This is a genomic window from Paraliobacillus sp. PM-2 (assembly GCF_001368815.1).
In the GTDB taxonomy this organism is placed as follows: Bacteria; Bacillota; Bacilli; order Bacillales; family Amphibacillaceae; genus Paraliobacillus.
This window is the reverse complement of record NZ_CTEI01000002.1, coordinates 515798-538552: the sequence shown is the minus strand read 5'-3', so window position 1 is coordinate 538552 and position 22755 is coordinate 515798. Positions and strand designations below refer to the sequence as shown.

16 protein-coding genes and 2 tRNA genes are annotated in these 22755 nt (G+C 35.1%); 17 read left to right on the top strand and 1 reads right to left on the bottom strand.

Annotated features, from left to right (window positions below):
- Window positions 1–158 precede the first annotated feature (158 nt).
- The 10 genes from BN1058_RS11540 (at window position 159) to BN1058_RS11495 (ending at window position 11672) form a co-directional block, all read left to right on the top strand.
- Entirely contained in the window at window positions 159–623 is a 465-nt protein-coding gene (locus BN1058_RS11540) for a MarR family winged helix-turn-helix transcriptional regulator (protein ID WP_090857646.1), read from the top strand.
- Window positions 624–643: 20 nt separating this feature from the next.
- Window positions 644–1450, top strand: a complete 807-nt coding sequence (gene racE / locus BN1058_RS11535) for a glutamate racemase (RefSeq protein WP_090857643.1) — start codon at window positions 644–646, stop codon at window positions 1448–1450.
- Window positions 1451–1557: 107 nt separating this feature from the next.
- The gene (locus tag BN1058_RS11530) at window positions 1558–2646 is read left to right on the top strand and encodes a GerMN domain-containing protein (RefSeq protein WP_090857639.1); all 1089 of its coding nucleotides are present in this window, start codon (window positions 1558–1560) and stop codon (window positions 2644–2646) included.
- Between the two features lie 255 nt (window positions 2647–2901).
- A complete protein-coding gene (gene rph / locus BN1058_RS11525; RefSeq protein WP_090857637.1) occupies window positions 2902–3654 on the top strand; it encodes a ribonuclease PH in 753 nt (250 codons plus the stop codon).
- Window positions 3655–3657: 3 nt separating this feature from the next.
- Window positions 3658–4251 carry an XTP/dITP diphosphatase gene (locus tag BN1058_RS11520; protein ID WP_090857634.1) on the top strand — a complete coding sequence of 198 codons (594 nt, stop codon included), beginning with the start codon at window positions 3658–3660 and terminating at the stop codon, window positions 4249–4251.
- Between the two features lie 11 nt (window positions 4252–4262).
- A complete protein-coding gene (locus BN1058_RS11515; RefSeq protein WP_090857631.1) occupies window positions 4263–4778 on the top strand; it encodes a metallophosphoesterase in 516 nt (171 codons plus the stop codon).
- A gap of 290 nt (window positions 4779–5068) precedes the next feature.
- Window positions 5069–5142 (top strand) — tRNA-Gly (locus tag BN1058_RS11510).
- A 3-nt stretch (window positions 5143–5145) separates the two neighbouring features.
- Window positions 5146–5219: transfer RNA gene (locus BN1058_RS11505), tRNA-Arg, on the top strand.
- 84 nt (window positions 5220–5303) lie between these two features.
- Window positions 5304–5528 carry a DUF2651 family protein gene (locus tag BN1058_RS11500; protein WP_090857628.1) on the top strand — a complete coding sequence of 75 codons (225 nt, stop codon included), beginning with the start codon at window positions 5304–5306 and terminating at the stop codon, window positions 5526–5528.
- Between the two features lie 414 nt (window positions 5529–5942).
- Window positions 5943–11672, top strand: coding sequence for a beta-N-acetylglucosaminidase domain-containing protein (locus BN1058_RS11495; protein ID WP_176694511.1), 5730 nt, complete (start codon window positions 5943–5945; stop codon window positions 11670–11672).
- Window positions 11673–11867: 195 nt separating this feature from the next.
- Here BN1058_RS11495 and BN1058_RS14540 read toward each other — a convergent pair whose 3' ends face one another.
- Window positions 11868–13328: a BMQ_0737 family morphogenetic spore coat protein gene (locus tag BN1058_RS14540; protein ID WP_255307064.1), complete on the bottom strand. Its 1461-nt coding sequence runs from the start codon at window positions 13326–13328 to the stop codon at window positions 11868–11870.
- 213 nt (window positions 13329–13541) lie between these two features.
- Here BN1058_RS14540 and BN1058_RS11485 point away from each other — a divergent pair, with 213 nt between their 5' ends.
- The 7 genes from BN1058_RS11485 (at window position 13542) to yihA (ending at window position 22747) form a co-directional block, all read left to right on the top strand.
- Window positions 13542–13811, top strand: a complete 270-nt coding sequence (locus tag BN1058_RS11485; protein ID WP_090857621.1) for a holin — start codon at window positions 13542–13544, stop codon at window positions 13809–13811.
- Between the two features lie 54 nt (window positions 13812–13865).
- The gene (locus tag BN1058_RS11480) at window positions 13866–14855 is read left to right on the top strand and encodes a tetratricopeptide repeat protein (RefSeq protein WP_090857618.1); all 990 of its coding nucleotides are present in this window, start codon (window positions 13866–13868) and stop codon (window positions 14853–14855) included.
- 156 nt (window positions 14856–15011) lie between these two features.
- The gene (gene tig, locus BN1058_RS11475) at window positions 15012–16298 is read left to right on the top strand and encodes a trigger factor (RefSeq protein ID WP_090857615.1); all 1287 of its coding nucleotides are present in this window, start codon (window positions 15012–15014) and stop codon (window positions 16296–16298) included.
- Window positions 16299–16679: 381 nt separating this feature from the next.
- Window positions 16680–17957, top strand: coding sequence for an ATP-dependent protease ATP-binding subunit ClpX (gene clpX / locus BN1058_RS11470; protein ID WP_090857612.1), 1278 nt, complete (start codon window positions 16680–16682; stop codon window positions 17955–17957).
- A gap of 208 nt (window positions 17958–18165) precedes the next feature.
- Window positions 18166–19815, top strand: coding sequence for an ATP-dependent protease LonB (gene lonB, locus BN1058_RS11465; protein ID WP_090857609.1), 1650 nt, complete (start codon window positions 18166–18168; stop codon window positions 19813–19815).
- A 29-nt stretch (window positions 19816–19844) separates the two neighbouring features.
- Window positions 19845–22163, top strand: coding sequence for an endopeptidase La (lon, locus tag BN1058_RS11460; RefSeq protein WP_090857605.1), 2319 nt, complete (start codon window positions 19845–19847; stop codon window positions 22161–22163).
- A gap of 2 nt (window positions 22164–22165) precedes the next feature.
- Entirely contained in the window at window positions 22166–22747 is a 582-nt protein-coding gene (gene yihA, locus BN1058_RS11455; RefSeq protein ID WP_090857603.1) for a ribosome biogenesis GTP-binding protein YihA/YsxC, read from the top strand.
- Window positions 22748–22755: the final 8 nt, after the last annotated feature.

The window sequence follows — 22755 nt, the reverse complement described above, 5'->3', positions numbered from 1 at the left end:
GTATTTGTTATATTATAACATAAATTCCAGTTAGAAGTCACAGATAAATCCGTTAAAAAGCAGTCTTTCTCCGAGCTTTATAGACAAAATATATCCATCCCACCTTAAAAAATGATATGATACAGTATGAATGTACTATTAAAGGAGGAATTGCCCTCGTGAAGGAAATAAAAAGTGCAACAACAATAGCAGAGATTGAAAAAGAATTACGCTATATCTCGGGTATTATCAAACAAAAAGGACGAGAAATTTTAAATAATTATCCAATTACGACACCACAGTTTATTGCTTTGCAATGGCTATTAGAAGATGGAGATTTAACAATTGGTGAATTATCGAATAAAATAAATTTAGCATTTAGTACAACAACTGATTTAGTTGATCGAATGGAAAAAAACTTATTAGTAGAACGAAAAAAAGATACAAAAGATCGACGTGTTGTTCGAATACATTTATTAGATAAAGGAAAGCAGATTATTCGTGAAGTAATTGAAAAAAGGCAAGCATACCTTAAGGATGTGCTAAATGATGTACCCCATGGTCGAGTGGACATGCTTTATGATATTCTACAACTGCTTCATAATCAAATGAAAATAGATAAAGAAAAAAACAACAAAATGTAACAAAAGAAGAGGGGATTTATGTGGATCAGCCGATAGGAGTCATTGACTCAGGAGTTGGTGGTCTGACAGTAGCTACTGAGCTTATGCGTCAATTACCAAAGGAACAACTAATCTATTTAGGAGATACCTTAAGGTGTCCTTATGGTCCGAGACCAAAAGAAGAAGTAATCCAATATACATTGGAAATGGTTGATTTTCTAATGGAAAAAAATATTAAATTGTTAGTTATCGCCTGTAATACTGCGACTGCTTTCACGTTAGATTTACTTAGAGAAAAATTACTTATCCCAGTAATTGGTGTAATTCAGCCAGGAGCTCGCGCAGCGATAAAAATGACAAAAAATATGAAGATTGGTGTGATTGGAACAGAAGGGACAATTCAGAGTAGAGCATATCCAGATGCACTACATAGTATACATTCTGAAATTGAAGTACATGATCTGGCGTGTCCACGATTTGTTCCAATGGTGGAAAAAGGGGTTTTAACTGGAGATGAAGCTTACCATGTTGTGAATGATTCTTTGCAACGATTAAAAAATCAGCAAATTATCGACACATTAATATTGGGATGTACACATTACCCATTGTTAAAACATACGATTCAAGCTGTAATGGGAGAAGAAGTAACCATTATCTCTTCTGGTGAGGAGACTGCTCGTGAAGTAAGTGCAATTTTAGGTTATCAATCATTGTTGTATGAGGGAGAACGTGTACCCAAACATGCTTTTTATACAACTGGATCCTCGAAAGTATTTGCAGAGATCGCAAAACAGTGGTTAGATATTCCAATTACAACATTAGAAACAGCATACCTTACAACTACCTAAGCAAGTGGGACAAACCACTTGTTTTTGTTTTTCTAAGATTCAAATGGTCTATTTTAAATAACATGCTCGTATACATAATAGTACAAACCATCGTAGGAGGGGAAAGCATGAAGGTAAGTGTAGAATTGAAACGGAAATTATGTATGGGGTTTCTTATGTTGTTTGTACTCTTGTTGACAACTGGGTGTGGATTATTTAAAGGAGAACAAACATTAGAAGAGATAGATGTGCCAAAAGATCCATCAAGTGAAGAAGCAACTGGTGAAGCAAGTGATACATCTGAAGAGGGAGAAGGGATAGAGGTACAAGCTCCTGAAGCAGAAACGATTCCTCGTGAATTGTATTTATTAAATGAAGAAGGATTAATTGTACCACAAACAGTTGAGTTACCAAAAACAGACACCGTAGCGCAACAAGTATTGGAATATTTAATAAAAGATGGACCAGTATCATCCATGTTACCTAATGGATTTGAAGCAGTATTGCCTGCTGGTACGCAAATAATAGGATTAAATCTTCAAGCAGATGGTACACTAATCGTAGATGTATCGGAAGAATTTACGAATTATCAACCACAAGAAGAAGAAGAGATTATTCAAGCAATGACCTATACTCTGACACAATTTGATAATGTAGACAGAATTACGCTCTGGATTAATGGCTATGAACAATCGGAAATGCCTGTGAATGGAACGCCACTACAAGAGGGGTATTCTCGTGCCGATGGAATAAACATTTATAGTCCAGATGGGATTGATCTAATGGATAGTAAAGCTGTTACGCTTTACTATCCAATGCAACAAGATGAACAGTTTTATTATGTACCGGTAACACAGTATGTAGAAATGGACGAGCAAACAGATTATCAATCGATGGTACAAGCATTATTAGAAGGACCGTCCTATAGTTCAAATTTACTAAATGTCTTTAATCCAAATGTATCCATATTGGATGAGCCTACAGTAGATGATGGTGTTTTACGCGTTATGTTTAGTAAAGAGATACTGAATGATGAGAATACTTCCTCGATTTCTGATGAAGTGATGGAGACGCTAGTTCGGACATTAACCGATAAAACAGAAGTTGATGCGGTTTCAGTGGAAGTAGAGGGCATAGACCAAGTGTTTAATGAGCATGGTGTTCCGTATACAGAGCCTGTTACAAGAGATACATTTGTTCCAACCGGAAGTTTATAATCTTGAGAAAAGAGCTGTGTATTTTCAGCTCTTTTTTTTAAGATCAGAAAATCATGTTATTTCTAAATAATTTATATGAAGTTATTGTTTTATGGTGTACAAGTATACGTGTAACCTGTTTACTATCTATTCTTGAAGGCTTGCCACTAGTTAAACTTTTCATGAAATAGATTAATTTCTTTTTACATGAAATTTCTCGAATTAGTCGAAAATATGTTAAGATAAGTTAGTATGACAAGGAAGGATGAATGAAAAATGAGACCAAATAATCGTCAAATAAATCAATTGCGCGATATAACAATTGAAACTAATTATACCAAGCATCCAGAAGGTTCGGTTTTGATAACAGTTGGTGATACGAAAGTGATATGTAATGCAAGTATTGAAGATCGCGTCCCACCATTTATGAGAGGGCAAGGAAAAGGTTGGATTACAGCCGAGTACGCTATGCTTCCAAGAGCAACAGATCAACGCAATATTCGTGAATCTTCTAAAGGGAAAGTTTCGGGTAGAACAATGGAAATTCAACGTTTGATTGGTAGAGCGTTACGTGCTGTTGTTGACTTAGATAAAATCGGTGAACGTACGATTTGGATTGATTGTGATGTGATACAAGCGGACGGTGGAACAAGAACGGCTTCTATTACAGGAGCGTTTGTTGCAATGGTATTAGCTTTTGGTAAGCTTATTGATAAAGCGGTTCTAAAGAAATTGCCTATTACTGATTATTTAGCAGCCACATCTGTTGGTGTGATGCCGAATGGGTCGGAGATCTTAGACTTACAGTATGAAGAAGACTCGCAAGCACACGTGGATATGAACATTGTGATGACAGGTAAAGGGGAGTTTGTTGAAATACAAGGAACAGGAGAAGAAGCAACATTCAGCCCAGCTCAATTACAAACGATGTTAAATCTTGCTGATCAAGGATTAAAAGAAATTTTTGAGAAGCAGAGAGAAGCAATTGGGAAATGGAAACAATTTTTAGATGCAAAGGAAGAGGAATAACGAATGAAGAGGTTGTTAATTGCAACAAAAAATAAAGGAAAAGTACAAGACTTTCGACATTTGTTTGATAAATACGATATTGAGATACTATCTTTACTTGATTTAGAAAAGCCAATAAAGGATGTTGAAGAGACAGGTACCACTTTTGAAGAAAATGCAATACTAAAAGCAGAGACGATTGCAAAATCCTTGAGTATGCCGGTGTTAGCGGATGATTCTGGCCTAGAGATTGATTACTTAGATGGAAGACCAGGTGTTTATTCTGCACGGTATGCTGGTTTAGATAAAAATGATAAAGATAACTTACATAAAGTTTTAACTGAATTGAAAGACGTACCGGATGAAAGTCGTTCAGCACGTTTTGTTTGTGTATTAGCAGTTGCCAGGCCAGGTGCAGAAACGATTACTAAACGAGGTACATGTGAAGGAACAATTACCCATCAACCAATTGGTGAAAATGGTTTTGGTTATGATCCTATCTTTCAACCAATAAAAATGGAAAAAACAATGGCAGAACTTTCAGCATCTGAAAAAAATACGATTAGTCATAGAGGAAATGCGTTAAAGAAGCTGGAATCTTGGGTAAAAGAGCAGTAAGGAGTGATCACATGCCAAGTGTATTAATTATCAGTGATAGCCATGGCTGGACCGACGAGTTAGTTGCTATTAAAGACAAGTATAAAGAACAAGTAGACTATATGATTCATTGTGGTGATTCAGAATTAGATTTTGATGAAGAGCCAATGAGGCATTTTATGAAAGTTGCAGGAAATTGTGATTTCGATTCTCGATATCCAAATGAATTAGATTTTTATGTAGAAGATGTAAAATTTTTCATTACACATGGACATTTACATAATGTGAAAATGTCACTAATGCCAGTTTCGTATCGTGCGGAAGAATTTGGTGCACAGATTATATGTCATGGTCATTCACATATTGCAGGTGTTTGGCAATTGGAAGATCATATTATAATAAATCCAGGCAGTATTCGACTCCCACGTATTCGAGAAGAAAAAACATATGCAATTGCTTCTTGGAATCAAAAAGGTACATTTACTGTTACTTTTTATGATATTAAAGGGAATGAAGTGAAAGACTTAGCGTTTGAAACAACACTTTAATAAAAGCTGTTGCGGGAGAAACAATTCCCTCCCGCAAACTTTTTTTTAATTAATCATTGACAAATACATCTATAATTACTATAATTAATCTTGTCTGTTACGAGAGAAGCAATAGATTACATAATGCAAACAAAATATGTGGGTGTAGTTTAGTGGTAAAACCTCAGCCACGAGCGAAACATCATCGAAAATGCAGCGAGTTGTCCCGAAGCATGCAACATCCTGAATCAGCTAGTAGATGCAGGGACATGTCTTACGTAAAAAAATGATAAGTTACTTTTAAAAAATATGCGGGTGTAGTTTAGTGGTAAAACCTCAGCCTTCCAAGCTGATGTCGAGGGTTCGATTCCCTTCACCCGCTCCATATGTCCCAGTAGCTCAGCAGGATAGAGCAACAGCCTTCTAAGCTGTGGGTCGGGAGTTCGAATCTCTCCTGGGACGCTAGTTAAAGCCTTACAGCCTCAACGGTTGTGAGGTTTTTTGTTTGTGAATGGAAATAAAACTTAAGGGGAGGTATGAAACAATATGGAATTTCTTTTTGCATTATTTATATGTCCGATCATTATTATTGTAGCCTCAATAATGGGCTATTTTATATTTAAAAAGTGGTTTGTGATGCCATTATTGACATTGATCGTTTTTACTGTCTTAACTTTTACTGTTTTCAATGAATCATTTTTTATTTGGGTATTAATTTATATAATAATCTCTGTTGTTGTTACTTTGATTTTTAAATTTAGTAAAAAATAGTTATATTTGCTTTCTGTTATTTTAACAGCTATCTTATCATTCGAGGCTGCATTTCTTTTAAATAAAATCTCTTTTTTATATTTTTTCTCATCCTTCCTAATCATCCAATCTTTAGTCACTAACAATGAATCAGTCGCAATTTAAAATATAATAGTATAATATGAAATTTCCAAAATAGAAGAAAAATCCATTAGTAGACTAGTTTCTGGATAAAAATTCACTTTTAGATTTACTATGTGACAAAATCCCTAAAAAAATTTCAAAATTTATTAAAAACATATTGACTGGTATAGACAACATGGATATAGTTAGATTGTAAGTAGTAAAATTTGGTGAGGAGGCGATTACAACAAATTTGATAACGCATTCACAAATTTGTGAATGAACAAACAAAAACATCTGAGGAGGATCATATTGAAGAAGAGTCGATTTTTACATTTACTAATGATATTTACCTTGGTATTTAGTCCGATGCTTAGTTCAATTGGACCGGTGTCTGCAGCTTCAGCTGACTCTGAAGCAGAGACTTATACAATCTACCCAAATCCACACGAATTAAACTATCAAGATGAGCAATTCGAATTAAGTGAAACGGTGAATGTGGTATATGAATCTGCCATAGATTCGTATACGAAACAACGGGTGGAAGAAGTATTAGCTATTAAAAACATTCAATCTACAGAGTCTACTGAAATAGTAGAAGGCAAGACTAATATTTTAGTAGGTACATTTGAATCAAATGGATATGTTGATCAATATTTTACTGATAATGGATTAACCGATCCGACATTATTTGAGAAATTAGATTCTCATATTGTCTCTATTGACAACAATGTAATCGCTATATTAGGTAAAGATGTTGATTCTGCTTTTTATGGTGTAACTTCTGTAAAGCATATTTTCAAGCAAATGCAAAGTAACACTATTCGTGAGTTAACGATTAAAGACTATGCTGATGTAAAAGGTAGAGGTTTTATTGAGGGGTATTATGGAACGCCTTGGTCTAATGTAGATCGTGCAGAATTAATGAAATACGGTGGAGAGTTTAAAATGAACTCTTACATTTATGCACCAAAGGACGATCCAAAGCATAATGAAAATTGGAGAGAATTGTATTCAGAGGAAGAACTAGCTGAAATTAGTAAACTTGCTGAAGCGGGTAATGCAAGTAAAACTAGATACGTGTATGCGTTGCATACATTTATGCATGATCCAGTTCGTTTTGATACAGATGCACATTATGAAGAAGACTTAGAAGTTGTGAAGCGTAAATTCACGCAACTGTTGGATGCTGGTGTTCGTAAATTTTCTATTTTAGCGGACGATGCAAGAGTACCTGCTGAAGGTCCTCAGACATATGTTCGATTGATGACTGATTTAACCAATTGGTTAATCGAACAACAAGCAAACTATGAAGGTCTAGTAACCGATATGGTTTTCTGTCCAAATGATTATATGGGTTGGGGTGACAGTAACCAAATCCAGACATTAGATCAAATGCCTGAATCTGTAAGCATTATTCAAACTGGAGGTAGAGTTTGGGGAGAGGTTTCTCAAAACTTTACGGAATCATTCACAAATAATGCAGGACGTGCACCATATTTGTGGATTAACTGGCCTTGTAGTGATAATTCAAAACAACACTTAATTATGGGTGGTAATGAAGAATTTCTACATCCTAATGTTAATCCCGATTATATTGAAGGTATTGTATTAAACCCAATGCAACAGTCAGAAGCAAGTAAATCAGCGATTTTTGCTAATGCAGATTATGCATGGAACATTTGGGATAGTGCTGAACAAGCACAACAAAACTGGGAAGATTCTTTTGCATACATGGATCATTTAAATATTAATGAAACGCCAGCTTCTAATGCGTTAAAAGAATTATCTAAGCATATGATTAACCAAGATATGGATTCTCGTGTAGTTAAATTAGAGGAGTCTGTGGAACTAGCTCCAAAATTAAATGCATTTAAAGAAGCGTTAGGTAGTGGAAGTATTACAGAGCAAGCACAGGATTTAATTACAGAATTTGAAGTTATTCGCGATGCAGCACTTACGTACAAAGAAAATCCTGGAAACGAAAGAACGAAAGATCAGATTGTTTATTGGTTAGATAGTGCTATTGATACGGCAAATGCAGCTATTTCTTTGTTAAATGCAGAGATTGCTCATGAGCAGGGAGATAAGACTGCTGTATGGGAAAATTATAGTGAAGGACAAGCTTCCTTCAATGCATCGAAGGATCACCCATTCTTATACATTGATCACTATCAATACGCTGAAGTAGGGGTGCAGCATATTGTACCATTTATTGAAACATTGTTAAGTGATGTATCAGTTAAGGTACAGTCAATAGTAGACCCTGATAGTAATCCAGCTAAAGTTATTACAAACCGTACAGACAATCCAACAGGTGATTTAAGTAATTTATTAGATAATAATAAGAGTAGTGAAGTTATCTATAAAAGCCCTAGTTCTATTAGTGCTGGAACATTTATTGGCTTATCCTATGAAAAACCTTTAAAGATTAATACAGTGCGATTTGAATTAGGTCGTAATGGAAATGATGCCGATACGTTTGGTGCAAGTAAATTACAGTACACAGTAGACGGGGAAGAATGGCTTGACGTACCTGGTGCTGAATATGGCCATGTTGCTCAAGTTGTAGAAGAGAACTTAGACCTTGAAGCAAAAGGTGTTCGCCTTATTGCAACAGAAGACCGTAATGGAACTTGGTTTGCAATTAAAGATATTGTTATCAATGAAAATGATAAAGAAGATGAACAAGGTGAATTACAATACAACCTAATCGTTCCCGATCACTTTAGTGTGTATCAAGGTTCGGAAGACAATCTATTTGATGGAAATGATAGTTCATATATCTGGTATGATCCATCAGGGGACAAGAAGGATACTTCAGTTGTGGGTGACTATATTGGTGTTGACCTACAACAGGTAACTGATATAGGCGAAGTATATTTTGCTGTTGGTAGAGATAATGGTGATAAGTGGAGAAAATATGCATTAGAATATTCAACTGACGGTGAGACTTATACAGAGTATAAGACGTATGATGGTGCAGCTTCTGGAATGGATAAAGTTGAAGAGGATTTAACTGGTATTCAAGCAAGATATGTACGTTTGAGAAATCTACAAGAAGTTAATTTTTGGATTAAATTTAGTGAGATTCGAGTTGAAAAGGCAAGTGTATCTTCTGAATACACGTATACAAATAACGGAAATTACGAAAGCATTTCAGCCGAACATACACTAGAAAATACAAGTTTAGTTCAAACAACAAATATTACTCTAAAACCACAAGAATATGTGGGTGTTAAATTAGAACGTCTTAAAGAATTAGATAATGTTACTGTGAACACAACAAGTGATCAACTAACATTGGAGTCTTCTGCAAATGAAGTAGAGTGGACAACTCCTAATGAAGGAACTATTGCTAGATACGTAAGACTAATCAATAATACTGATGAAAATATTACTTTTGATCTTAACGAATTTAGCGTACAGTCTAAGGAAAAATACGGGCCAAGTTTTGTAGATTCAGATTTCGGAATCTCTCAATGGTATGGTGATGGTGACTCAAGAAACGCGGGTACACTATTAGCTCCTTTTGATAAAGAATTTGGAACAAGTGCGAACTTCACGGATTTCCAAAGACCAGGTCAATATATCACTTATTCCGTAGGCGAGCCTAGAATCTTTAATAGTTTAAGAGTCTATAATGATGAAAATAATATAAACTATATCCGTGATGCTAAAGTTCAATTATCCATGGATAATGAGAATTGGACAGATGTTATTACTTTAGGTGATGGTGAGGATAATCTTGCTGACGGTGAATCAGATTATGCAGATTTGATAGCAGATGGATACACACATGATTCTGATAATCCAGGAAACTATTATTATGGAAATGATGATATAGGTGGCATCGAGGCCAAATATATTAGAATTTTAATTACAGCTAATTATCTACACAGATTTGCTCAAATTAATGAAATTGTTATTAATGACGGAGAATATGTAAGAACAGAAAATAATCCAACTTATGTAGTAGATCCAATTGAGCAAGAAGGATTTGGCCCTAAACGTCTTCAAGATGGAGATTTGACAACAGCGTTTAAGCCGAATATGACGAATAAAACAGAAGGATCATTTACTTACCGTCTATCAGAAGATACAGATGTAAGTGTAATGACATTTGTTCAAAGCTCTAATGCAATGTCAAATGCTACAGTAACCGCTAGAGTTGGGGAAGACGAGTGGGTTGAGTTAGGTGTTTTAGATGAAAGTTTAAATACCATTTACAATCCATTCTATGAAAACATTTTTGAAATTAAGTTGACTTGGGGCGACGTTGAGCCAGTTATTTATGAAATGAATACTTCAACGAATAAAAGCTTTTTACCTGATCGCTCTAGCTTAGAAACTTTATTATCAGAAGAACTAGATGGATCGATCTATACAACTTCATCTTATAGCACATACGAAAACGCTTACGCAAAAGCGAATGGTGTATTCGAAAATGCTGAAGCAACACAAGGTGAACTTGACGATGCAGTAGCAAGTATTGAATCTGCGAAAGCGTTGTTAGTTGAAAAAGGCGACACAACTGAATTAACGACATATCTAGATGAATTAAAGAACCTAGATACTACTAATTATACTGAAGCTAGTGTAGATGCATTTAATGAAAGCATTGGCTATGTAGAGGGACAACTTGAAAATAAAGATGATTTAGCACAAGATCAGGTGGATGCATTACTCGCAAAGCTTTTAGAAGCTGAAGAAGGATTAGTTGCTTCCGATGTAGAAGTACCACTTGTTGGTACGCAGGTACCAGATAATGTTGATACTTACAACAGAGAAAACTGGACCTATTCTGCAAGCAGTGAATATGACCAATCACCTGTAGATAAGATGTTTGATGGCGATTCTTCTACTCATTGGCATTCAGATTGGACAGGAGCTACACCAATAGAATGGCCATATGACGTGGAAATTGATTTAGGTGAAGTGCAAACCATTGAAGGATTCTCTTATTTACCAAGACAGGATAAGAACTATACTGGTAAAAATCAAACAAACGGTAGAGTCGATATCTTTGAAATCTACGCTGGTAACAGTGCAGAAGATGCTCAGTTAGTAATGAAAGCTGAATTGGACTGGAACGACGGAGATGACTTCGATAATACGGTTAAATATGTCGGCTTCGATCAACCAGTTGAAGCGTCCTATATCAACTTTAAAGTGATTACTGCTGATTCTGATACTGATCAAGAGTTTGGTTCTGGTGCAGAGTTTAACCTATATAAAGAGGTAGTAGTTGATAAATCTTCACTTGAAACCGCTGTATCTGATGCAGAGGATAAAGTAGAGTCAGACTACACTGCAGCTAGCTGGAACGTGTTCTCCACTGCCCTAGCAGAAGCAAATAATGTACTAGCTAATGCTGGAGCTACACAAGAAGAAGTCAATGCAGCTGTAACCGCTTTGAATGATTCGATTAAGCAATTAGAAGAAAAAGTTGAAGAAGTTAATAAGTCCTATCTAGAACAAGCAATATCTAATACAGATAAGATTGTTGAATCAGATTATACAGCAGAAAGCTGGAATGCTTTTGCAACTGCATTAGCAGCAGCGAATGCTACATTAGCTGATGATGAAGTAACGCAAGAAGAAGTAGATGCAGCGATGACAGCTTTAATTGAAGCTAAAAATAATCTAGAAGAAAAAGTCGAAGAAGTAGAAGTAGACAAATCAGCACTTGAAACTGCTGTAACTGCTGCTGAAAAGAAAGTGGAATCAGATTATACAGTTGATAGCTGGAATGGGTTTACCACTGCGCTAGCAGCAGCAAAAGAAGTGTTAGCCAATGCTGATGCAACACAGGATGAAGTTGATAAGTCAATTGTTGATTTAGAGCAATCAATCTCAGCGTTAGCAAAGGTATCTGATGGTGAGTCATCAGATAACGAATCAACTGACAACAATCAGGATGAAGATTCAGATTCGTCAGAACTTCCTGATACAGCAACAAACATGTATACTTTAATTTTGATTGGTTTGATTATGATGGCAATTGGATTCGCCTTTGTAATTAGAAGAAGAAAAGCATAAACATAATAAAAAGAATTAATATGAAAAGAGGAGTGTTTAAAACACTCCTCTTTTTTAAATGGATAGAAACCTCTTTACTCTTCCCCATTAATTGATTATTTTACATGCGTCTCGTTTTATCTGTGCTTGTGCTTAAATTTTAGAATATTCCTTTATTTAAAAAGGAAAGAAACATTACCACATTGTCTCTTCTTTCTATGGTCGTTCGTCACAAGCACCAATAAATGTGATTGGAGTTATCTCAGCTGAGAAAGTAGTTGAGAAAGTATTCCCTTGCATATCTGATGCATTAACTGTCCACACACCTATATCTCCAGCACCAATTGTTAAGGTTATAGTGACTTCATATAATCCATTAGGCAAGAAGTTCCCTGTGGCCGTAGCTACACCCCTTACTCTTGCAAATGTGTTTCCATCACATTCAATTTCTATTCGTCTACCATTCACAAAGTTAATTGTATTACCGTTATCCCCGAAATTAACGTTAAAGTTATCTACTGCTGGATTACACATAGCAGCTGCTGTAAAACATTGTATAGCCGTAACATTAATGGTGCCAGACAAAGTAGTAGGAACACCGTTTCTAGTAACATTTACAGTTGTAGGAGCTGCTCCTCCCTCTACACCGATTCTGAATTTACAAGGGCATGCTTCACCTGGACATTCAACTTGCAAAGTAACAGATGTAGATAGTGGCTTATTATTTATTACGGTACTAGCTGTAACAGTTGTAGAGAGGAGAGGAGTGCCTTCTGGGATAGTTAATGTAGTAGAAAATGTCCCATCTGCCGCTGTTGTGGCAGGATTAGGTGTGAAAGTGCCTATAGCTGGAAAATTGCTAAATTCAATGAGTGCTCCCTGAACGGGCATGTCATCGCAAGTGAGTCTGCCAGTTATGGTACCCTCGCATGTAATTTTATCTGGTGCAAATAGTTCAAGTGTGCAAATGTTACATGTGAAAGGTACTTCTGCTGCACTTTTTCTAATATTTATTGTTGTTTGTTGTATCGTCCAATCATATACTTTTGGTACATTAATACAGATTTTTTCTGGCTGATTTTCTTTACAATCTTCATTAGTTGGCTTTTGAATATTTTGGGAATTATTTTCTTTATTATGGTGTTCTAACACGTTACAATTTGATGGAATCGAAGGTGTACCACAACGATTCTGTGAAATTTGGTCTCTAGGTTGACAGAACCTTTCATCCACCTTAATAGTAGCATTTGCTACTGCTTGGATACTTTGACAAATATCTAGATTAACTTGTACGGATTTATAAATACTATTTTGACAATTGATAGTTGCTGAACATTCAAAATCAGTAATTCTACAATCTACAGTTGTTCCTTCAGGTGCACAAAGTAATATATCTTCTGTTTTATTAAAGGGAATAGGATCTGAAAAACAAGTATTCCTTCCATTTGACACTTTTACAACAATATAGCCTGATTTTTGTATGATTACTTTTTGTAATACAATTTCTTCTCCAGAGGGGAGAATAACAGGAACATTTTTTCTTTTATCTGAGTTACCATTCATTTCTTGACACAAATTTGACGAAGGATCAAATGGGTCAATCGGATCACCATTACTATCACTCAAAAAGCAAGAGACAATGCCTCCCCTATTTAAGACATCACATAACACAGCCAAATTAATCACCTACTTTTAATTATTTATTACTAAAATTAGTATATGAACAGAAAAGGAATTGGGAAAGGTGTTTATCCACTAAACAAAGAAACAATAAGTTTAGATTATATTAGAAACAAAAACATCTTTTGTGTTGATTTTTTTTGTATAATCTCAATGTCTATATTCATTTTCCATTCTTCTTCATCGTATGCTATAGTGGAGGTGGGTATAATGGAACAAGTAATGATGTTTGCTACAGTGCTTTTGCCGATCGTTACTGCCCTTGTTGAATTAGTGAAAAAAACAGTTGCATTACCTAAAAATATTATTCCGATGATTAGCTTTATTATTGGTATTATAATTGGTGCAATAAGTTACCCTTTCACAACAATGGATCTTGTATTAAGATTATGGGCTGGAGGCTTTGCAGGCTTGTCTGCAACTGGATTGTTTGAAATAATGAATAAAAGGGAAGGAATGACTAAAGGATCAAATAAATAATAATGAAGGGATGCTGTGACTCTAAAAATTTGATTTTGAGAGTAGGGGTTGATCATGGAGCAACATGATAAAAAAGTAGTTATCTTTCCAAAATGGAAGGATAAAATTGAGGAAAAAGCTTTTCAATTAGTACGAGATAAAAGATATCAAGATGCATTGGAACAGCTAAATATTTTACTGGATTATAAAATCAGTAACCAGGAAATTGATATGGCGAAACTTACGTGTTTTATTGAGTTAGGCAAGCAAAAGGAAGCAGAAATTCTATGTGAAGAATTACTGGCTAAAAAAGATGATTATTATTTTGCTTATGTACATATCTATGCAACTTTATTATTTCAGGCGAATAAATATAAGAATGTTTCTGAATTAATTGATGATGTATTTGATAATGAAGAACAGGTACCTGAGCCTTATCGATCACAACTAAATACATTATATCAATTAAATGATACACTTTTAAAAGAACAAACAGATAAACAGACTACAGCAACTTTGCAACAATTGGAAGAAGCAGTGAAAAAAGAAGATAATGTACTACAGTGGCATCTTGTTAATCATTTACACCATACGGATATCACTCCTTTTATCTCTTCTTTTAAAAATATGCTCGTAGATCCATTGGTTAATCCAATGGTTAAAACAGTTATTCTTAGTTTGTTACAAGCTAACGATTATAATGGATGTATAGAGATAGAAAAGTTTTCTAAAAAAATGAAAATTAATCCAAACTCACATCCGTATATGACGGATGATCCCATTTATAAGAAAGTTAAAAAAGAGTTAGAGGATATCGAACAGAAAAATCCTTCCTTGTATCAATTAGCGGATCAAATGCTTTATCGGTACTTTTTTGTTTTATATCCGTTTATTTCGGAAAACATACATATTCAACAAATAAAAGAAGCGATTATTTACTTAGCTTCTGCTTCATTTATGGATGAAGCTTCAATACAATCTAAATCCGTTAGTGAAACCCTTGCATTATACATAGAAGATCTATTATATTATGAAAAAGTATACTTTTCATTGATGAAGAATTAAGGTGTATATTTAGGTTCCCAATGACTAAATGTTGAAAGGGAGCACGTTTATGTTATAATAAAGTGGTTGTAATTTGCGTTCGGCCTCGTATAGTAGAATCGTACAATGAATGAACGGCAAATAGAATTTTTTATAAGATTTTTGGAGGGAAATAATATGACAGCTAAATGGGAAAAACAAGAAGGCAATCAAGGCCTTTTAACTGTTGAAGTGGATGCAGAGCAATTTAATAAAGCATTAGACGAAGCATTCAAAAAAGTAGTAAAAGACGTTCAACTACCTGGGTTTCGTAAAGGACGTATACCTCGTGGAATGTTTGAACAACGTTTTGGTGTAGAATCATTATACCAAGATGCAGTAGATATCATTTTGCCTGAAGCATATGCTAATGCAATTGATGAAGCTGGAATTCAACCAGTTGATCAACCAGAAGTAGATATCAAGCAAATTGAAAAAGGACAACCACTTATTTTTACTGCAAATGTTACAGTGAAACCAGAAGTAACATTAGGTGAATATAAAGGTTTAGAAGTAGAAGGAGAATCTGTAGAGGTAACTGACGAAGATGTAGAACATGAATTGGAACATCAACGCCAACATCAAGCAGAGCTTGTTGTTAAGGAAGAAGGTAAAGTAGAAGATGGCGATACCGTTGTCATTGACTTTGAAGGATTTGTTGATGGTGAAGCTTTTGAAGGTGGAGCTGCTGAAAATCATTCCTTAGAAATCGGTTCTGGATCATTTATTCCAGGTTTCGAAGAACAACTAGTTGGAAAAGAAGCTGGAGAAAAAACTGAAGTAACGGTTACCTTCCCAGAGGAATATCATGCAGAAGATTTAGCTGGAAAAGAAGCTACTTTTAAAGTTACTATTCATGAAATCAAAGCAAAAGAATTACCAGAAATGGATGATGAATTTGCAAAAGATGTAGATGAAGAAGTAGAGACTTTAGATGAATTAAAAGAAAAAACCAAAAAACGTCTACAAGATCAAAAAGAAAAAGAAGTTGAAAATAACAAACGTGAATCACTAATTAATCAAGCATCTGAGAATGCAGAAGTTGATATTCCAGAAGCAATGGTAACAACAGAATTAGATCGTATGCTTCGTGAATTTGAACAAAGACTACAAATGCAAGGTATGACAATGGATATGTACTACCAATTCTCAGGACAAGATGAGAATGCATTGAAAGAGCAAATGAAAGAAGATGCAACAAAACGTGTGAAAACAAATCTAGTATTGGAAGCAATTTCTAATGTAGAAGCATTGGAAGTAACAGAAGAAGACGTTAATAAAGAATTAGAATCAATGGCTAGCATGTATCAAGTAGATGTTGAGCAATTGACTCAAATGCTAGGTGGCAACACAGATGCCATTAAAGAAGATCTTAAATTTAAGAAAGCAATTGATTTCTTAGTAGAAAATAGTACCGCGAAATAAGGATTCAATTACTGAGAAACAAGGCATTTGTTGTCTTGTTTCTCTACATAATATGAAATATAAGTACATTTTTAACTGCTACATACATATAACATATAATAGTTGACAAATACTTAATTTTATACATAATGAAATGTACCTTATATATGATAACGATTATTACAACATCTTCTGTTTTGAATAATGACGGACTTGGTTATAGTTCTAATCGCAAAGTTTATTGCGTGATTGGAATGGGTAAACTGTATAGAATAACTGATAGAGTATTTTAGTTTATTAAGGTGCTTTTATCTGATATGATGTGAAGAAGAAGTAATAGGGAATATTACGCATGCTCTGTTTCCTGTTTCAGTAGATACTTACACTTGAGGGGTGAAATAGATGTATAAGTTTAATGAAGAAAAAGGACAATTGAAATGTTCATTTTGTGGAAAAAGCCAAGATCAAGTTCGTAAACTTGTAGCTGGTCCAGGCGTTTATATATGTGACGAATGTATAGAATTATGTACCGAGATTGTCGAAGAAGAATTAGGTTCAGAAGAAGAAGTGGAATTCACAGATATTCCAAAGCCACAAGAAATTCGTACGATTCTTGATGATTATGTAATCGGTCAAGAGAAAGCAAAGAAAAACCTTTCAGTAGCAGTATACAATCACTATAAACGTATTAATGCACCGAAAGCAACAGATGATGTGGAGCTAGCAAAAAGTAATATTGCCATGATTGGACCTACCGGTAGCGGTAAAACATTATTAGCTCAAACATTAGCACGTATTATTAATGTGCCTTTTGCGATCGCGGATGCTACATCATTAACTGAAGCTGGTTATGTGGGAGAAGATGTAGAAAATATCTTACTTAAATTGATTCAAGCAGCAGATTATGATGTAGAAAAAGCTGAAAAAGGTATTATCTATATCGATGAAATCGATAAAGTGGCTAGAAAATCAGAAAATCCTTCGATCACAAGAGATGTTTCTGGTGAAGGGGTTCAACAAGCATTATTAAAAATTTTAGAAGGTACAACTGCTAGCGTTCCACCGCAAGGAGGAAGAAAGCACCCACATCAAGAATTTATTCAAATTGATACCACAAATATCTTATTTATTTGTGGCGGAGCATTTGATGGAATTGAACAAATTATTAAAAGTCGATTAGGTAAGAAAGTAATAGGTTTTGGCGCAGATACTGAAACAGATAATTTAGATAAAGGCGCTCTATTATCCAAAGTACTACCAGAAGACATGCTTCGTTTTGGTCTGATCCCAGAATTTATCGGTCGTCTTCCTGTTATTGGAAGTTTAGAGCCGCTAGATGAAGAAGCATTGATTGAAATTCTAACAAAACCAAAAAACGCACTTGTAAAACAATATGTGAAGTTATTTGAAATGGACCATGTTGATCTAGAATTTGAAGAAGAAGCATTAAAAGAAATTGCTAAACTTGCCATCGAACGTAAAACAGGCGCTCGTGGCTTGCGATCTATTCTAGAAAATATTATGCTTGATGTGATGTATGAACTTCCATCACGTGATGATATTGTTAAATGTATTATTACAAAAGATACTGTAATATTAGAAGATGGTCATCCTAAGTTAGTCTTAGAAGATGGAACAATCAAAGATAAAAACAAACAGTCACCAAAAGAGAGTGCGTAACTTTTGCTAATACAATGTGTTAGAGATCCCTTGTTATGTAGATAGCAAGGGATTTCTAGTACATATAAAGGAATTAAAAAAACGTTGTTTAGCTTCAACATTTGCGGAAATACTAACAAGTATCGTTTAAAAACCTATATAAAATATAAGAAAATGAAGATCTAATTTATTTCAACTTTATTTACTATTTTTTTATTGGAGGTAAAAAATGGAACTTGTTAGTGTTGTCATGATGATTCAACTCTTTTTTGGTATTGTTATCGGATTGTATTTTTGGAATTTACTTAAAAGTCAACGTGCAACGAAACATGGCGTTGAGAAAGAATCAAAAAAAGAGTTAGAAAAATTACATGTGATGAAACGAATTCAATTAACTATGCCATTATCTGAGAAGATTCGCCCAAAAACGTTAAGCGATGTGATCGGACAACAAGCAGGGATTGAGGCATTACGCGCAGCGCTCTGTAATAGTAACCCACAACATGTTTTAATCTATGGTCCACCAGGTATAGGTAAGACAGCGGCAGCTCGTTTAGTATTAGAGGAGGCAAAAAAGAGTAAAGATTCACCGTTTTCAAGAATTGCACCTTTTATTGAACTTGATGCAACGACTGCAAGATTTGATGAAAGAGGCATTGCTGACCCACTTATTGGTTCAGTACACGATCCAATTTATCAAGGCGCAGGTGCGATGGGGCAGGCAGGTATTCCTCAACCCAAAAAAGGAGCCGTGTCTAATGCCCATGGTGGAATTCTATTTATTGATGAAATTGGAGAGCTACATCCAACCCAAATGAATAAGTTGCTTAAAGTGTTAGAAGATCGAAAAGTACTATTTGAAAGTGCTTATTATAGTGAAGAGAATGAGCAAATACCACGACATATCCATCAAATTTTCTCGGAAGGGTTGCCTGCTGACTTTCGATTAATTGGTGCAACGACTAGAAGGCCTGAAGAAATAGCGCCGGCAATTCGTTCTAGATGTTTAGAAATCTATTTTAAAGCACTAGATCAAAATGATATGAAGCTTATTGGTACAAGAGCAGCTGAAAAGATTGGAAGTAATTTGAGTACGAAAGCGCTAGATTTGTTGACTACTTATGCAAACAATGGGCGTGAAGCAGTTAATATTATACAGATTGCTTCAACTGTAGCAAAAAATCAAAAAAGAAAAGAAATAAATGAAGCAGATGTAAATTGGGTTGCCGATGTTAGTCAATTAATACCTAAGATGACGCAGCGCATTTTACCAAAAAATCAAATTGGAAGAATTAATGGATTAGGTGTATCAGGACCAAATACTGGTCATTTACTACCAATTGAAGTGCTCATTCTTCCAGCTACAAATAATGGTAATGTTACGATTACAGGAATCGCCGAAGAAGAAACCTTAGGTACACAAGCCAAATCAATTAAACGAAAAAGTATGGCACGTGCGTCTGTCGAAACGGTTGTTACATACTTAAAATCAATTGGTGTCCCTGCACATCAATATGATATACATGTTAATTTTCCTGGTGGTACACCAGTAGATGGCCCTTCAGCAGGATTAGCAATGACGTTGGCTATTTATTCATCTATAAAGAAAACACCAATCAATCATAAAGTTGCAGTTACAGGGGAGCTAAGTCTTTATGGTGAAGTGCGTCCGGTCGGTGGGGTGCCAGTTAAGGTGAGAGCAGCTGAGCAAGCTGGTGCTAAAATTATTCTTGTTCCAAAGGAAAATATGGATGCTTTATCTGAACGATTTACTGGTATCAAGATCATACCTGTTACCACATTTAAAGAAGCTTTAAACTATGTATTACAGCCTGTGATGCTCGAAGATGAGCAATATATAGAGAAAAGACTAAGTTAATTTATAAGTGATGCATTGGAGGGAATTTTATGCCAGACAAAAACAATATGAACCTACCACTCCTCCCATTACGAGGACTTTTAGTTTTTCCATCAATGGTATTGCATTTAGATGTAGGTAGAGAGCGTTCTATCCAAGCACTAGAAAGAGCAATGATGGAAGAAAATCTGATTTTTTTAGTTGCGCAAAAAGAAAGCAGTATGGAAGAACCTTCAATAGATGATTTGTATCAAATGGGAACAATTGCACATGTGAAACAAATGTTAAAGTTGCCCAATGGCACTTTTAGAGTATTAGTTGAAGGGCAAGATCGTGCGAAAATAAACACGGTAATTCATGATGATGAAATGCTGATTGTTGATGTAGAGAAACTGGAAGATACGCATGGAGAAGCAAATGAAGAAACAGCATTAATGCGTTCTTTATTAGCTCAATTCGAGGAGTACATACAGATATCGACAAAATTAACAAGAGAAACTTATGATACTGTTATAGATATTGAGCAGCCTGGAAGATTAGCGGATATTATTACCTCGCACCTATCATTAAAGTTAAAGATGAAGCAAGAACTTTTAGAAACAACAGATATTAAAAATCGCCTCCAACGTCTTATCCACATTATTTCAAATGAGCGTGAGGTTTTGACCATTGAGAAAAAAATCGGTCAACGTGTGAAAAAGTCGATGGAAAAGACCCAAAAAGAGTATTATTTACGTGAACAGTTAAGAGCCATTCAAAAGGAATTAGGTGACAAGGATGGAAAAACAGGGGATGTAGCTAGTTTAAAAGAAAAAATACAAACATCAGATATGCCAGAACGTGTACAAAAAGTCGCCTATAAAGAATTGGATCGTTTTGAAAAAATTCCACAGACATCTGCTGAAAGTTCTGTTATTCGTAATTATATTGAATGGTTAGTGACGTTACCATGGACGAAAGAAACAGAAGATAATTTAGATATAGCTCATGCTGACTCTACTTTAAATGAAGATCATTATGGTTTAGATAAAGTTAAAGAACGCATATTAGAATATTTAGCTGTACAACACCTTACGCAATCAATGAAAGGACCAATACTTTGCTTAGTTGGCCCACCAGGTGTTGGAAAAACATCTTTAGCAAAATCTATTGCCCGGGCAATAAATCGGAAGTTTGTACGTATTTCCTTAGGTGGTATTCGTGATGAAGCTGAGATTAGAGGTCATCGCCGTACATATATTGGGGCTATGCCTGGACGAATCATGCAAGGAATGAAAAAAGCAGAAACAATTAATCCAGTCTTCTTATTGGATGAAATTGATAAAATGGCAAGTGATTTCCGTGGAGATCCATCTTCAGCCATGCTAGAAGTACTTGATCCTGAACAAAATCACACATTCAGTGATCACTTTATTGAAGAGACATATGATCTGTCTAAGGTAATGTTTATTGCAACAGCAAATAATTTGCAAACCATTCCACGTCCTTTGTTAGATCGTATGGAGGTTATTTCTCTTGCAGGATATACCGAATTAGAAAAACAATATATTGCTAAGGAACACCTATTACCAAAGCAAATAAAAGAAAATGGTTTACAAAAAGGGCAATTACAGTTACGGGAAGATGCATTGCTGAAATTAATTCGTCAATATACAAGAGAAGCTGGTGTAAGAGGTCTAGAGCGCCAAATTGCTTCTATATGCAGGAAGGCAGCAAAGATCATTATTTCTGAAGAACGAAAAAAAGTAATTGTTACCGAGAAGCAACTTGAAGAATTATTGGGGAAACCATTGTTCCGTTATGGCATGATGGAGGAAGAAGATCAAATTGGGACAGCTACTGGTTTAGCTTATACGGCTGCAGGAGGAGATACACTTTCGATAGAAGTTAGTATTGTTCCTGGAAAAGGAAAGCTAACATTAACCGGTAAATTAGGTGATGTAATGCAAGAGTCTGCTCAAGCTGCTTTTAGTTATGTTCGCTCCAGAGTAGATAAATTTTCCATTGATCCTGAATTTCATCAAAAGAATGATATTCATATCCATGTACCAGAGGGTGCTACACCAAAAGATGGTCCATCAGCTGGAATTACAATTGCCACAGCTATCGTTTCTGCACTTACTAACCGGGCTGTACGAAAAGAAGTAGGGATGACCGGAGAAATTACTTTGCGTGGGAGAGTACTTCCAATTGGTGGTTTAAAAGAAAAGTCACTTAGTGCTCATCGAGCTGGTATTACAACCATTATTATGCCAAAAGATAATGAAAAAGATTTAGAAGATATTCCACATAGTGTAAGGGAAGATCTTACCTTTATTCCAGTACAACATTTAGATACTGTATTAGAACATGCATTATTGGGGGAATAAAAATGAAAGTAACCAAAGCAGAAATAGTAATTAGTGCTGTTGCTAAAAAACAATATCCAGCAGAGCCTATATCAGAAATTGCATTAGCTGGTCGCTCAAATGTTGGCAAATCATCTTTTATTAATAAGTTAATTAACAGAAAAGCATTGGCACGAACATCCTCAAAACCTGGGAAAACACAAACATTAAATTTTTATAAAATAAATGATGTATTTCATTTTGTGGATGTTCCTGGTTATGGGTATGCCAAAGTTTCTAAGAAAGAAAGAGAAGCTTGGGGTAAGATGATGGAAGAATATTTTTCTACACGTGAGCAATTAAAAGCAACTGTACTCATTGTTGATATCAGACATCAACCAACTAGTGATGATGTTGCGATGTACGATTTTTTAAAGTTTTATGAGATTCCAGTTATTGTTATAGCAACAAAATTGGACAAGATTAAAAAATCACAAGTAGCAAAACATGTGAAGCGAGTCAAAGATACATTAGAAATCGAGCCTGAAGATCAAGTGATTCCTTTTTCTGCAGAAACTGCCCAAGGAAAAGAAGAGGCATGGAAAGCAATTCAATCTTTCTTGTGAGAATTAAA